The sequence below is a fragment of the Microbulbifer maximicatervae (SeqCode) genome (genome assembly GCF_052467505.1).
Genome location: NZ_CP174313.1, coordinates 1,408,140 through 1,422,684, shown reverse-complemented (window position 1 = coordinate 1,422,684; position 14,545 = coordinate 1,408,140). Strand labels below are relative to the sequence as shown.

Annotated in this window: 16 protein-coding genes and 2 pseudogenes; 2 read left to right on the top strand and 16 right to left on the bottom strand. The window is 42.6% G+C overall.

From position 1 onward, the window contains the following. Position 1: 1 nt before the first annotated feature. The 12 genes and pseudogenes from ACJJIN_RS06440 to ACJJIN_RS06385 form a co-directional block, all read right to left on the bottom strand. Entirely contained in the window at positions 2–604 is a 603-nt protein-coding gene (locus tag ACJJIN_RS06440) for a PIN domain-containing protein (protein ID WP_444897368.1), read from the bottom strand. Between the two features lie 259 nt (positions 605–863). Then, the gene (locus ACJJIN_RS06435) at positions 864–1,481 is read right to left on the bottom strand and encodes a hypothetical protein (RefSeq protein WP_444897367.1); all 618 of its coding nucleotides are present in this window, start codon (positions 1,479–1,481) and stop codon (positions 864–866) included. A gap of 108 nt (positions 1,482–1,589) precedes the next feature. Then, complete coding sequence (locus ACJJIN_RS06430; protein WP_444897366.1) at positions 1,590–2,039, bottom strand: hypothetical protein; 450 nt, start codon at positions 2,037–2,039, stop codon at positions 1,590–1,592. Positions 2,040–2,170: 131 nt separating this feature from the next. Further along, a complete protein-coding gene (locus ACJJIN_RS06425; RefSeq protein ID WP_444897365.1) occupies positions 2,171–2,542 on the bottom strand; it encodes a hypothetical protein in 372 nt (123 codons plus the stop codon). A gap of 188 nt (positions 2,543–2,730) precedes the next feature. Continuing rightward, positions 2,731–3,018: pseudogene (locus ACJJIN_RS06420) on the bottom strand (transposase); the annotation flags it as partial. A gap of 87 nt (positions 3,019–3,105) precedes the next feature. Beyond that, positions 3,106–3,714, bottom strand: coding sequence for a hypothetical protein (locus tag ACJJIN_RS06415; protein WP_444897364.1), 609 nt, complete (start codon positions 3,712–3,714; stop codon positions 3,106–3,108). 185 nt (positions 3,715–3,899) lie between these two features. After that, positions 3,900–4,430, bottom strand: a complete 531-nt coding sequence (locus tag ACJJIN_RS06410; RefSeq protein WP_444897363.1) for a HEPN family nuclease — start codon at positions 4,428–4,430, stop codon at positions 3,900–3,902. A 15-nt stretch (positions 4,431–4,445) separates the two neighbouring features. Then, the gene (locus tag ACJJIN_RS06405) at positions 4,446–4,766 is read right to left on the bottom strand and encodes a hypothetical protein (RefSeq protein ID WP_444897362.1); all 321 of its coding nucleotides are present in this window, start codon (positions 4,764–4,766) and stop codon (positions 4,446–4,448) included. 20 nt (positions 4,767–4,786) lie between these two features. Beyond that, positions 4,787–5,095, bottom strand: a complete 309-nt coding sequence (locus ACJJIN_RS06400) for a hypothetical protein (protein WP_444897361.1) — start codon at positions 5,093–5,095, stop codon at positions 4,787–4,789. Positions 5,096–5,122: 27 nt separating this feature from the next. Beyond that, positions 5,123–5,764, bottom strand: coding sequence for a Fic family protein (locus ACJJIN_RS06395; RefSeq protein ID WP_444897360.1), 642 nt, complete (start codon positions 5,762–5,764; stop codon positions 5,123–5,125). 25 nt (positions 5,765–5,789) lie between these two features. Beyond that, entirely contained in the window at positions 5,790–6,461 is a 672-nt protein-coding gene (locus tag ACJJIN_RS06390) for a site-specific integrase (protein WP_444897359.1), read from the bottom strand. Positions 6,462–7,405: 944 nt separating this feature from the next. Beyond that, a pseudogene (locus tag ACJJIN_RS06385) lies at positions 7,406–7,570 on the bottom strand (IS3 family transposase); the annotation flags it as partial. A 666-nt stretch (positions 7,571–8,236) separates the two neighbouring features. On the opposite strand from ACJJIN_RS06385, the gene ACJJIN_RS06380 reads away from it, so the two are divergent. Then, positions 8,237–9,130, top strand: coding sequence for an enoyl-CoA hydratase/isomerase family protein (locus tag ACJJIN_RS06380; RefSeq protein ID WP_444897358.1), 894 nt, complete (start codon positions 8,237–8,239; stop codon positions 9,128–9,130). A gap of 237 nt (positions 9,131–9,367) precedes the next feature. Here the strand turns inward: ACJJIN_RS06380 and ACJJIN_RS06375 are convergent, their stop codons facing one another. Together ACJJIN_RS06375 and ACJJIN_RS06370 are read right to left on the bottom strand one after the other, a co-directional pair. Continuing rightward, entirely contained in the window at positions 9,368–9,934 is a 567-nt protein-coding gene (locus tag ACJJIN_RS06375) for a carboxymuconolactone decarboxylase family protein (protein WP_282932840.1), read from the bottom strand. A gap of 108 nt (positions 9,935–10,042) precedes the next feature. Then, positions 10,043–10,705 (bottom strand): peroxiredoxin-like family protein, encoded by a 663-nt coding sequence (locus tag ACJJIN_RS06370; RefSeq protein ID WP_413661991.1) that lies wholly within the window; start codon positions 10,703–10,705, stop codon positions 10,043–10,045. A 192-nt stretch (positions 10,706–10,897) separates the two neighbouring features. On the opposite strand from ACJJIN_RS06370, the gene ACJJIN_RS06365 reads away from it, so the two are divergent. Next, positions 10,898–11,791: a LysR family transcriptional regulator gene (locus tag ACJJIN_RS06365; protein WP_444897357.1), complete on the top strand. Its 894-nt coding sequence runs from the start codon at positions 10,898–10,900 to the stop codon at positions 11,789–11,791. A 147-nt stretch (positions 11,792–11,938) separates the two neighbouring features. On the opposite strand, the gene ACJJIN_RS06360 is transcribed toward ACJJIN_RS06365, so the two are convergent. Both ACJJIN_RS06360 and ACJJIN_RS06355 read right to left on the bottom strand, forming a co-directional pair. Then, a complete protein-coding gene (locus ACJJIN_RS06360; protein WP_444897356.1) occupies positions 11,939–12,688 on the bottom strand; it encodes an alpha/beta hydrolase family protein in 750 nt (249 codons plus the stop codon). A gap of 302 nt (positions 12,689–12,990) precedes the next feature. Then, on the bottom strand, positions 12,991–13,887 hold the full coding sequence (locus ACJJIN_RS06355) for a peroxiredoxin family protein (protein WP_444897355.1): 897 nt from the start codon (positions 13,885–13,887) through the stop codon (positions 12,991–12,993). Positions 13,888–14,545: the final 658 nt, after the last annotated feature.

Sequence of the window (14,545 nt, the reverse complement as noted above, 5' to 3'; positions counted from 1 at the left end):
ACTACCCCTCAAAGCTATACTCTATTGATTTTTTTTCTACCACAACATGCTTATCGTTTTTTAGTCTTTCAATAGCCATATTGATCCTAGCGCTATCTAAAGTCGGATTAAATAATTCACCTATCTTTCGCGTAAGTGTTTCAAGTTTTCTTGGCCGATTCTTGCCGTGCTTCTTTAACGAATTAACAATTTTTAAGTAATCGGTTTCGGCCAGTGTGTTACTGCCTCCCAGGGGCTTTAATATTGACATATCTGATATATCGACATGGCGCTGGATGAATCTCTTCTTCTCCCGCAGATGTTTTATCAATGGGTCAAAACCTTTATCTTTAGATATGACATGAAAATATGCATCTGGCTCAGTATTTGAAAGCTCTCCAAGGTAATATGCTATATGGAAATCTAAAGAGTTTTTTCCTGATCCCGATATCCGGATATATTCAGCTCGCGAACCAATCTTCTGCATTTCCATTGCTAAATCTAAAGGCACCTTGTTCTGAGTCTTCCCTGCAAAAACTATCACGCGGAAATTTTCATATCTGAGTAGACTCAAGTTATTTGGTACGATATTTTCTAAATCTATCAGCACATAATTTTTCTTCATCTATACCCTTTAAAAAATCCTTTTCGTACACTATCCGATCATAAAGTTCATGTTCGTTACTGGTGCCACCCATCTTCAGTGCAGCAGCAAGTAACCCGGCCAAAGGCGGATTTAAAGCCTGTCCGTCTTTAATCCTTAGCTGCACGTGGCTGAAACCATTCTATCCGCTTACGCTATACTTTTAATGCTGTACTCAATAAGGGGGGCAGGATTTACTATGCCCCCAATTATTCTGTGTGAGATTTACTACTTAGAGTTGCTATGCTTTTATGACAACACAAGACTTAGAAAGCAAACCTACATCAGTTGACCATCCAGCCTTTAATGCAGCCGCACCAACTAGCGAAAGCACACTTTCTTCTTTGATTGCGCTTATAGAATCAATCTCGGAAATCGCCCTGTTGAAGCAATCAACGGCTATAGCTGCATCTTCAGCATGGCCCGCGCCTTTTGAGGTTGAGGTAACAAATGCCTCCCATACGAACACGCTATCTGAATTAAGAAACTCATTCCAATCAAACTGAATGTTTGGTGAATAGCCAAGTATTTCAGTTATACGTGCAAAAACCCAAAGATACTCAACAAGCCCTGTTGCAAGTGCACCTGTACCAGCTCCAGCACTCCAACTTCGGTTGCCCTCTCCTAATCTTGCAGAGTTTACAAGTATTGGATTCTTTCGAGCAGGAACGAACATGGGACACTCAAATCCCAGTGTGACTTTATGACTGCTTGAGATGGACTTTGCAATTAAGTTGGCGAAAACCTCAATATCTGTACCTAATAAGGACTCATGCTCACCTGGTAAAAAGGCAGCCCAACCAAATTTTTGGTTTTTTATTGATCCTACATCGGCACAAAAAATTGCTAAGTTCTCCATAATTCCCCTTGTTTGTAAATTTTAATTTTTAATCAATTGCTAAATTGGCATTAAATATGTGATAGGTATCGGCTGTCCGCTAGGAGCGGTAACGAAATCCTTTACCTTTTATGTTTTTTCAGAATCCCATTCACTTATACGCTGTTTAGAAATCTCTATCGCCTCTTCAGAAAACACATGGGGATGTCGAAGTATCACTGCCTCAAATGCATGCTTTTCCAGCCCCATTTCAACTAAAGCGTGATAACCTTTTGTTTCTTTCGGCCTATTAACTGCTCGCTCTACAGCACCAACAATGCCGTGACGCTTAATCATAGGCCATGTCCTCGATGCCTTAGTGCTTTTACCATTTTTTGCGCTCAGTACCTTTTCATAGGCATATACAGCTTGTAATGCTTCTACCTCTGCCACAGTTTCGGCCCCATGAGCTTCTGCTCGTATTTGTAAGATACGCTCCACAGCCTGCTTTGCTATATCTTCTCGACCATTTGCTTTCGCATTAGAAATAAGGTTTTCACACTTTTTGATTGTGTCAGCCCGTTTTACTATGTCATCCACTTTAAAATCCAAAATCTATCACAAATGAAGCCAAATATTTTAATACACTATTGTTAGATTACATTGATAATCAATACACACCTACCATGTAAATATCATATTCCTACGCCCTACAGTTTTAACCCCCAAATTTATAATCGGGAGGGTTTTCCATCCTTTTTCTTTTTCATCTCTTCTTCACATGCAGCCATAGCCTCACTAATACCTTTTTCCGTGTGATCACACGCTGCATATATCATTTTCCGGACTGCTTCTTTAGTAGTCTTTTCTATAAAATAGCCATAGATTGCATAAGCTATTTCTGATTTATCACCATAATAGAAAGTAATGTCGTTTGACTTACGGTCAATCCAACGATCATTTTCCGTGGTTACCTGCTTTACAAATTCTTTTGAGGCTGAGAAGTGGTTCGCTATCTCCTCTACTGGCCAAATATTATAGAAGTGTGCAAGAGCAATTCTAATCTCTTTACTTTTATACAAAGCTATTACGTCATCTTTCATTATCTATTCATACTCACTATCTGTTTTTACTTTCTTTGGAAGCTCTGAAAATCAGCTTCTACTCCTTCATCACGTTTTACAATATCAAAAAACGCTTATTTATTCTTCGAAACTCAGGTTTCCATGCGTATTTGCCTCCATTTTTATTGCCCAAAATCCGCGTTTTGCAGATTTTTGGCGCACTGACCCTAGGGCAGCAGATATTTTTTTCCAATTAACAAGTTGGTGAAGCCTGCCAAGAGGTACAAGCGCTGAGCGTTTTTTTCTAAATCTCGATAGCGTACTTTTCCATACCCGAAGATATTTTTTATATATCGGAATGGGTGCTCTACTTTTGCCCTAATCTGCGCCTTTATTTTTTCTACCTTTCGCAACTCAGCACGCCCTGGACGATGTTTCAAGCGACTTCGTTTCTCTGCAATGTGCCACTCCACCTCTTTAGATTTAAGCTCTTCGCGCTTTTCCGCACCCGTGTAGCCAAAGTCTCCCTTTTTTTATATCTCCATCACTCATACTCCAATAATCTCCCAATTATTTAAAAGTGATCATATACAAGCGCACTGCTACTCTTCTACGATTCGCTTCAGGTCTTCGAACCTTAAACCTAAAGGAGCATTAGAAAGATAAGTATCGATCCGTTTTAATTGACCTGGCTCTGCTATATGCATCATCTCTTTATGTTGTTGCTCTTTATAATTTTGAATCATTCTAAGCTTGGGGGTAGATGAAATAAATTTTCTAGCCTCCAGCACCTCTTCAGCATTATTGTGATAGTAAATGTAATCTACCTTTCCTTTTTTTAATACATGATCCAAAACAATTAAAGAGCCGGGAGGCTGCTGCTCAGGGTGAGATGTTTTTGTTAATGATACATCAGTCTTCAGACCATTGTACTCAATCCATGCATGTGAAGTTACACCCTCCCAAGTACCATCATTCACCCATCCAACTACAGGGATAACAGAAATCTGTTTTTCCGCCAAATAGCGAGTCATGAAAAAGGCTAAATGATAGCACCCTTCTGTGAATGACTGAGCTTGAATGAGCTTTTCTTCCAGTCTCTCAGCTAAATTAGCTATCGTCGCTTCCTCTTCAGTTAGATTGGATAACCAATTGATATGCTGTTGTTTTATTTTGATGATTTCATTCGCTCTTCTTTTTGCTTCACCCAAAATGCTTTCCTTTATATTATCTAAATCAGAATTTTATTTACTTTTATATGTATACTTTGAAATTCATATTTGAAAGCATATCCCAACAATTTCTTGATTTTGACAGATATAACCCGCCCTTTTTTTCACATTGACGTTTCTACGAACAAGGCAACCGTCATATTCCAATCTCTATATGTGTGACACTATGTGTTAAAACAAACTTCTCCAGCCTCTTCTACTATATTTCCAAAATCAGGAATGCTTATGCTGGCACACCATTTATCATCTGTTCTCCGCGGGTCTTCATCATAAAATATGAAGTACCTATTCCCATCAATCGGAGCATCCCCCTCTTTATTACGATCTTCAAATGATACATTTCCGTGAGAAATGGCATTCCTAAGACGCCTAATAATATATTTACATTTGTCTTTATCAGATTTATTTTCAAACTCACGAGTGGTAACAATAAGATTGAATTTACTTATAAAATCACAATACTTTGAGCTTGGAAATTTTGTAAGAAGATTACTTTCTCTACCAATAACAAAATATATGTACGCCGACGCCAAAATTGATCCGGGATTAAGTAGTGACCAACTCATATTTTGTGGCAAGGAACTAAGTCTTTCAACTCTTCCATTTTTAATAGCAATAGCCGAATCCCAAATATACCTCCAGGTACTATTAAAACTTTCTTGGATTACTTTTCTATCAGCTACAAATTTATCCATATTCCTACCTACCCCTTACTTTTCTTCAACAGTGGCAAGATGGGTTTTTTGGGGGACATCAGACACAACAGCATGACCAAAGGTCGTCATAAGCGGGACTCCTGCGGCCTTTAGGTCAGTCACAGTGATGACCTTGCCAGATTTCATCACCGGCATATCTAAGAAGCCGTTGTCTTCAGACCAAAAGCGAGCAGATACAGGGTGAAGAAGATCCATATCAAGCTCACCATCTGGATACAGAATAAACTCTAGCTTCCATCCGGCAGGGATCTCGGGCCATTGATAATCTGGGCTCACTGCCTGTGATAAGCGCCCAATAATCTCTTCTGTGTCCATCTTCCTAATATCCTCTAATTTTATTGAGCTTCAGTAGATCTAATCAATCCAGTTACCTTTAATTTACTACTACCGGGGCTTATCTCTTCAACATATCCAACTGCTCGGTCAACGCTTCGGAAAACTTTAGCTCCAGGGCGTCCGGTAAGCATTAGAAGATAGCGCGGTCTACTTGAATCGGAGGCATCTATTATCCATAGATGAAAGCAACGTGATTTGGCGGCCTTCTTCGGTTTAACTTCCTCTAACTCAAATTCTATATCTCGACTAGATGCGACTAACGTTTTTAGTGCATTCTGTTGTAGGCCATACTGAATTGATTCAGGCATTTTGCTTCCTTTCAAAATGAGTTGCTGTTATCCAAAGTCAACGTGATACTTTGCCAGGAAATCAATCATCTCTGACTCATTGCCGCTATCATAAAACCGGATCATTTTGGTATTGAACTCAAGCTTTGCTTTTGCCGGCACCAAAATAGGGGAAATACCCTCAGATAGCAGAACCCCATTCATCATCAGCCGACCAGTACGCTTATTCCCATCCCAGAAGAATTGATTGCGAGCCATCTGCAAAAATAGGGAGCAAGCCCGTACCTTAGTGTCCTGAATCGTCCCCAACTTGCCGATCATTTCGTTCCACTTGGCATCCAGGGTTTCTGCCTTTGGAGGGGTGTATTCAGTACCAGAGATTCGTACATTGCCAGTTCTAAAGCAGCCCCAATCCAGGGCCTCTTCTTTGGCAACCAGGTCTTGAAGACTGCACGCTACCTTTTTTGTTACTGCGAAGCGTTCAGCCTCGATCAGCCCAAATAGCTTCTCCCAGCTGGCCTTCTGGTTTAGCACCAGGTTCTGCTCGCTCAGGGTATGCCCACCAACTGTAATCCCATCTAACAGCGTTTGGACCTCTGGCAATGTGAAAGGTGAATCTTCCAGTGCGGCAGTATCAAACACGAACTGCGTCATATAATGCTTGCACTGAAAAAGTAGTTTCTTATTCATATAAAAACTCATCGTACTTTAACCTTCAGTTGCTTTTGGGCACTCTGACCTTATTAAATAGATCGCGAAAAATTTTTTCCAGCTCTCTTTCTCTTGGCCTAATCTTTCGATCCAAGGTTTCTTTCCCTTTAATCCCGCTTACGGCCATAAGATCTTTATATCCACAACCAGCCTCATACATATTTTTGATAAAAGTATCTCGGAATGATGATGGTTTAGCGCCTTGAATTGATGTTTTCGCAATTAACTGTTTCAGCTTGGAGTTCATAGATACTGGCTGACGGTCACTAGATCCTTTACTCCTAAGAGATAAACTAAATTCTTTATCTCTATCATTAAGGAAAAAATAGCTTTCGGGATCTGAATGCCGGTACCATGATTTGTTACTGCGAAATAACCGCCTATCGACCCGGCTTTCCATGTAAGCTTCAAAAAATGGGAGTACGTGATCTTCAGTGTGCAATTCCCTGGCTTCGCCATTGTATGAGACTGATTCCGGCAGGGTCCAAATCCTATAAAACTCTCCACTTTGTGCCATCACATGCTGCAACTGCAACAAACTCAACTCTGAAGGCGTTAGCCCCCAGTAAACAGCTCCGATAATCAACGCGGCATTTCTTTGCCCGTGTGGAGGGGCCGCATTCATATCAAGTAGAAGCTGTAACTCCTGCTCAGTAAATAATTTTTCTACCGCCATGACTCTCAAAGTGTCCATTATGAATATCACAGAAGTGATTATTTTCTATATTTGTGATACATGCTAGCACCCTGATCTACATATCACAATAACTTGTATAGTAACAATTGTGATAATAGGCGCTTAATTTAACGTGAATTTCTTGGCTCTTTGCTAAGCAAAACCGGGCCTTGATGGGAATGTTTGCTGACGGGCTGCCCCGGCGGAGAAATCGGGCACTGACACGTGTCAGTGCGTAAGTTTTCAGGGGTAAGGTACCAGCCTTGCGTCCATGGGGAGAAGCTCCACCAGCTTCGATGCCTCCAGCTGGACCTATATCCGCTAACCCACTGAAATACAAAGAAACTTCCTATTTGGCGTCAACCCGTAATTGCACGTTAAGTGCAAAATACCAGCGCCCACGAGCCCGGTATTCAGTGCCGCGAATTATTGGCATATCTGCCCGGGTTACCGCAAAAATGAGAGTAAGAGAACACCACCTGCGGCGCGGCCCCCCCGCCCTGTCCAGGGTTGCCCCTGCCGACCTTAAAGTAGCGAAAAAGCCCCGCAATCAGTTGACCAAATAAAGCCATCATCGCCTCAGCCTCCATAAGAAATGAGAATTTCCACGAGAGTACCGCAGACAAATTGAACTTGCAGAAATAGCCCCTAACCTTGAAATCAACTTAAAATCCGCACGCAAAATCGCCAGCTGTTAACTTGACTTTCAAGTTATAACTCGACTGCAAAACTGTTGGGTAGAGGGTTGTAGCATTTGCAGGCTGGCAGCTCCGGCGAAAAAATTGGGGCATTGACACGTGTCAGTGTGATAGTTTTTAGGTTATCGGTTAGGAGCCTGCGGCAGCTAAACTCGGCCTGAGTACCGTTTCATGAAGCTGGTAAAGTTTCGTTAGCCAATATAGAAAGCCCTGAGCTTTTCTCTCTAATAGGTGGCTGTGTAGTGGTCAACTATTTCCGGATAGTAAGTTAAATTTTTCTTCCGCTTTTGCGGGAGGTAATCCGTCATTGCGTTGGTGGGGACGCTCCCAGTTGTAGTAAGTCATCAAGTAATGGCTGATGTCTCGGCTCGCTTCTGTGATAGAGGTGTAACCGCGAGAGGGTATCCATTCTCTATGAGCCATAAAACTTGGATCTATGACTCATTTACCGGTCGTTTTGTGAGTCATAGCCCTTTCGGTCCCTAACTGCGACAACTTATGGGGGGACGAACACGCCAACTTATGGGTGCACACTCACTCTATCCGAAGCTTGCTTTCCATGCCTTGCTAGGCAGTATGATATAAAATCGGATAATCAGGGGGTTCAGCTCAAGCGTAGAAAACTCAGAAAGGGGGTTTACTACCACCATGCTGGCCGTATAGACCGGTGCGAGCGGAAATGACTTAAGTGTTACATTTATGGGCATTTTGACAGTCACACCTGCTCCCTTTAAAAGCATTTGCGGAATACTGCGTGGATCATTCCTATTGCGTCAAGTATTGGTCAAAATGATTTAGAGAGGCCTATGCGTAGGCAATTCCGGATAATTAAACGTGGTATTAAAGCGTCTGGCATACCAGCCTGGCGGGCAACTTAAGATAACAAGCGCATTTAGGCTATGGTAGTCTTTCTGTATAAGATGCCAGAATTAATTCTACACCAATACCAAATAATTACTGCTAGTGATGAAGAGGACTCCAATCAATACGGGCAGTAAACGAGTACCGAATGAGATTGACAGCTCAAGGCTAGATTCCAGATATTACTTCAACGCCACATGATAAAGGTCTTATGACATGGAATATCATCATATTAAATACGAGCAAATTGGCCCTGTAGCCATCGTTACTTTTAACCGTCCAGAGGTTAAGAACTGTATTGGTACTCGCGCTCACCGTGAGCTGGTGGATGCATTCGATCGCTTTCGTACCGATGACGGAGCAAAAGTTGCGGTAATCACCGGTGCTGGCGATTCTGCATTTTGTGCAGGGGGTGATTTGAAAAGCAATCTTGCTGCAACCGAACCCACTAATCACCCGGATCCTGACGTGGCTGTTTTATGTCCTGTAGAGCCCGCTGATATTGCCCGGCATAACCGAGGAGAAGCTCCAGGTATTTTAGGCCCATCCCGCTGGACCGATATTTATAAGCCTATCATTGCGGCTGTGAACGGAATTGCTTATGCGGGTGGCTTTGAGTGGGCATGTTTTGCCGATATGCGGATTGTAGAAGAACACGCATCCTTTGGAATGACTTGTCGTCGTTGGAATATCGGCTTAGCCGATGGTGGTACTCAGCGTTTGCCGCGTATTGTTGGTATGGGGCGAGCGCTGGAGTTAATCATCACGGGAAAAGTTATTAATGCTGAAGAAGCTTATCGCATTGGATTGGCCAACGAAGTGGTGCCAAAGGGAGCCGCATTAGATCGTGCCGTAGAGTTAGCACAGTATATCTCTACCCTTCCCCAGCCAGCGATTCACTCTGATAAAGAAGCCGCCATTCGTGGTTATGGAAAGGATCTTGATGAAGGTCTACGAATTGAGGCTGAGTGCTTCAACCGATTATTCAGCGACTCTGAATCCAGAGCAGAGCTATCCGAAGGCTTGAGACGCTTTAACGAGCGCGATCATCCTGACCGAGTACGGGGACAAGCCAAAACACCCGGCATTGTTCGTAGCGAAATGGAGTAATTGTGATAAGCCAAAAGAAGGCTGTATTCAAGAGGATGTATTGTTTAGGGGCTTAGATACCACGAATATCTCGGACAATATAGTAGAGGCCCATAGTGGCTATATGGGCCTCATTACTTTGGTGAATCAGTGGGGTTCTTATCGTCACCTTTATGATCTGGACAGGCGCCCTCTTCCCAAGGCCCAGTCTTTATTAGACGCATGAATCGGATACATGTTGTTTATTTGCTGTTACGCTCAACCATTCGAATCCATATCCTTACTCCAAGCCATGGGCAAAAACGCATCATCGAGACTGACATTCAGATTGTGGGTAGAGTAATTCGAGAGTACTTTTAGACTGGTTCCAACTATCACCTCTAGAACCGTCTCTTTCGTATAACCTGCTGCAAGAAATGCCTCAACCTCCTCTTCTGTGGCCCATCCACGTTTCTCATTGATAATGACACTGAATGCTCGGAGCGCTTCGAGTTTAGGGTCATCGAGTGTTTTACCGCTACGCAGCGCCTTGATGACATTTTCATCTACACCGGCCATTTTGCAAACGGCGGTATGCGCAGCCATGCAGTAGGTGCAACCGTTTAGGCGGCTGTTTGTCATCAGGATTATCTCTCGCTCCGTTTCGCTCAAGCGAGATTTATCAAATAATCCCATAAGTGTTAGGTAGCTCTCTACCATTACAGGTGATTCGGCCATGGTTGCCATTAGATTGGGTACAAATCCCATTTTCTTTTTAGCGGCTTCTAGAGTGGGCTTAGAGGCTTCTGGCGCTGTTTCAATTGTGTAACGTGTAAAATTGACCATGAGTCTTACCATATAAGTTGGGTTTTACGGTGCTCGATATCGATTTACATTGAGTGCTTCCACCTCTTTGGCGCTAGTCAGCGCTAAAGAGGTGGAGGTGTTTACATACTATGCAGTTGTAGACTGACTCAGCTTTTCAAGTACGGGAAATAAGTCGCTGGGTTCGGGGCGACGCGTATAGTCAGGATTCACCTCCGCATATGCGATTGTTCCATCGGTATCTATGACATATCTTGCTGGCATAGGTAAGTTCCACGCGCCGTCACGATGGATGGTCGGGAGTTCGACTTTGAACACTTTGTGGAACTCAATTACATAAGGTTGTAATGTCCAGCGGATACCAAACTCTTCAGCAAGCTTTCCACTTTGATCAGTCAGAATTGGGAAGCTTAGCTTGTTATCCCTCTGAGATTTGCGGCTTTCAGCGGGCCCCTGCATGGAAATAGCAACCAGGGTTGCGCCACGCGCTTTGATCTCTGCAGCAACTTCTTCTAACGCTTGCAGCTCAATATTGCAGTACGGGCACCACACGCCTCGATAGAACGTTAGAATAACGGGCCCTTTGGCAAGGAGTTCTTCCAGGACAAGGTCGTTACCTTCTGAATCTGGCAATGTAAAGTATGGGACTTTCTCCCCTACTTTAATCGAACGTTCAACTTGGCCACTAGCAGCCAATTCCCTGGATGATCTGGCAAAGGCTTCAAATGCTCCTTCCGGGGCCTGTTGTTTAAATACTTCTTTGAAAGCATCTAGTTTGTCTTGAAGAGACATAACCTATTCCTCTAATGGTTTAATGTTTGGAAGCGCGAGCTTTGGGTAAGCCTTCGATGTGACCTGGCTAATTCTCCAATTGGTCTCTATGCAGGTACTTACGCCAAACCACTATTGGGAAGATTAGTTACTTTGATTTGCGCTATAAACATGCTATTTTGATACTCATTGTATCCATTAGGGACACAATCTGTGTTTCAACAAGCCCATTTGAACGAAATAGTTGTATTTATTGCCGTTGCCGAACATGGAAGCTTTACAAAAGCGGCGGCATCATTGAACTCAACCAAATCAGGCGCTGGTAAGGCAGTGAAGAAGCTTGAGGAGGAATTGGGTCTTAAGCTATTCAACAGAACCACACGAAGTATCAGGCTGACAGAAGAAGGCAAAATATTTCTAGATGCCGCAAAACATGCGTTAGAAACAATCAATGAGGCCAGGCTTTTGCTGCATGCCAGGAAGGATGAGCCTGCTGGACGATTGCGTATCAATTTGCCAATAGGCATAGGCCGAAATATTGTCAGTGCGTTAAAGGGGTTCACGCAGTTGCATCCCAAGGTTACGGTCGAGGTCTCTCTTTCAGATAGCCTGGAGGACGCTATTAGAGGTGAATGGGATGTCGTCGTGAGGATTGGTGAACTGGAAGATAGTTCTTTTATCGCAAAAAAAATATGTGAAACCAGACGTATCCTGTGCGCTTCACCTGAATATCTTTCACAAAAGGGTATGCCAAAGACTTTGGAAGATTTAAAGGAGCATGATTCTCTTGTTTTCCGCGCACCTACAGGAAAATTGAGAGGCTGGTTGTTCCAAGAAGATGGAGGCCCAATTACTGAATTTTCCCCCTCACCGCTAGCAATATTCAGAGATGGACGAACTCTGATTGACGCAGTGGTAGCCGGTATGGGAATAGCTCAGGTATATGATAAAGCGCTTGGCTTTTCTGTTCAAAATAGTGAAGTTGTTGAGTTATTCCCAGAGAAAGCAGTTCCAGGACCGCCTGTTAGCGCACTGATTCCCAGTGGTCGAGCGATGCCGGCAAAGACCAGAGTCTTTATCGAGTTTCTAAAAAAGGAACTGAGTTAAGCCCCGGATTACTAGGTGGACTAGGAGCAACCTAAATTCCAACTAGTGCTGTTTCTATTGTTCTTTACTGCCCAGCTCTCGATAGTTGGCGGTTCTTTACTGTTGCAAGGCTTCAAAGTTCGATATTACTCTCTGTAACATCCAATATTAATTAATGTATCTTTGAACCCAGGCTCCAATAACATTACCGACATATTCAGCATCTGATTTTTTCATAAGCAAATGATCGGCTTTGTCTAAAGAAATAAAACTTTTAGGATGGTTCGCAGCAGCGAATATTTTCGCCGCATGCTCAATTGAAACAGTGCTGTCTAGTGGTGAATGCATTACTAGCAGCGCTTTCCTTAATTCCTTAAGGTTAACCAAGACGTCTGCTTCATTTATATCATCAATGAATTGCTTCTTTAGCGTAAACTCTCGGCCAGCCAGAACCACTCTTGCCTGACCTGTTTTATTGATGCTATCGAGTTCCTCTTTAAACATATGCTGGATGTGTTTAACATCACTTGGGGCAGCTATAGTAACAACAGCTTTAGCTGTCTTTATCATACCAGCGGCTTTCAAAACGGCAGCACCTCCAAAACTATGCCCAATTAACAATTTTGGTGCCTCGAAGCGGTTTTCGATTTCACTGTAAGCACTAAGTAAATCTTCAACATTGGATGAAAAATTAGTATTGGAAAAATCTCCATCACTATTACCCAATCCAGTGAAGTCAAACCTTAATACTGATATTCCTTTACTCGTTAATGACTTACAAATATTGCTTGCTGCAATAATATCTTTTGAGCAAGTAAAGCAATGTGCAAAAATTGCATAAGCCTTTGGGATTCCAGCAGATTCTTCTAACTTACCCTTTAATTCTACGCCATCACGATTTGGGAAGTTAAACTCCATGACGTTCTCCAATTTCAATTACTTATAGAATACTCTAATCTCAACAAGGAAAAACCCCTGTCTATCATAGAAAGGGGTATGTGAATATGTGATAGTTTTTTATATGTCAACTGATATAAGGTAGACCTGTATTTGCTTAGGCATCGATAGAATCTTCAGGCTTTATATAATCCATATTGGTTGTTCTAAGGCATTTACTTAATCCAGGTTCAGGCCTGCGACAATATTGCTAGCTAGACAGTTATCTTTCACTCTTCATGGGCCTATCGATAAGCTCTATGAGAGATTGATATTTTACCTCACTAGGCGGTACCTTTGAGAGTTGGGTTAGCATCTAAAGTCTGCGGCTTTGAGCCTTCAAAAACATACAGAAACGTTGTCGGGTCTGGGCGTCTCCGATAATTGTCGGTCTCATCACCGAATATAACCGTACCATCTTCATTCAGTGCTATCACTGTGGCCATAACGGTATCCTTAGGGTACCCAGGCATTCCTGCAGGGGAACCGTCAATATCTTCAATGCCTAGGGCTTTAGCACCCATTAAGTTGTCATCTTGAAGAATTTCAAAATGACCAGGTAGGTCAAGCTTGTCGGCTAACTTCCTTGAGTTATCGTAGCCTTGGTTAGAGATAAACTTTACCTTCACATCATATTGCTTAAGTGTCTCAGCATACTTCTTCACTTCTTTTAACTGGTTCATACAAAATGGGCACCAGTTGGCTCTAAAGAACACTAATAGTGTTTTAGATTCGTCAAAAGAAGTGGAAGACACAGCCGATTTATCTAATCGATTAAAGTTCATTTCAGGCAGTTTTTGGCCTTTTGATATGGCCTTGCTCTTTCTGCGGTTGTAAACGGAGAATGACCAGACATACCAATGAAGGGATACGAAGCCCAGGGCAGCAGCTGCAATAAGAACGTACTGAGACAAGGACATTGGAGCCTGGTTCGAATAAGTTGAATAAGCAACCAGTGCAACTCCTAAAAAGTTAACGGCTTGAATAACTGGCAGCCTTTCTGATGTTCTTGAAATGCTGAACACGTTTGTTAAGACCATCAAGAAAAATGGTAAAGGTAGGGTCGCTAAAAGTGCGCCGACCCAAACCGGATCGCCGCCAGACATATAGATCATGATGCCGGACCCTACTCCGCCAAGCATGTTTAATAGAATCATTGGTAAAATAAGTTTTGCTTTCATTTCAAGCTCCTGAAGCGTTGGGTTAATGTCCAAAACTTGCGATCTATCCTAGTACATCACATTGACTCAATAATTAGTTCAAATAGAGAAATAATGTTGCGAAAACGGATACAATCGGATTTATTTTATCGATCTATTAGTAGTGGCTGGCATGAGTAACTTACACTCAGTTCTAGCAGGATTTTAGTGTTTCTTAACAAATAAAGGAGCTAGTAAGCTGGAAGAAGGTGTAAAGATGTAGACAAGATCAGACCACGATCTGACAGATCGTCTTGAATAAGAAGGGTTTACCGGTTTTGATGAAAGTGCCTAAACCTAAAAGCAAAACCAAGGATAAACCCCATGATCCATACTAATGATCGCATCATCAAACATTAACTGCTAGGTGATTTCGATTGCAATACCACTCCAAACGTAACTATGCCTTCCAGCGTTTTGATGACGCAACGTTCGCCATCCAATATCAGCCCTCCAAACTGGTTGATCTTCATTCGGGTTATAATATTTGACTGTGGTCCCATCCTTGGCAACCAGGATATTATGGAAACCCATTTCATGAGCAGACCCAGGGGAAGGGCCTCGAAACATCATAAAAGCGCAATTGTAATAGGTGTCGGTAAGCAAGTTCCTCGGCATTCCCCCATTACTAGCTGGCTGT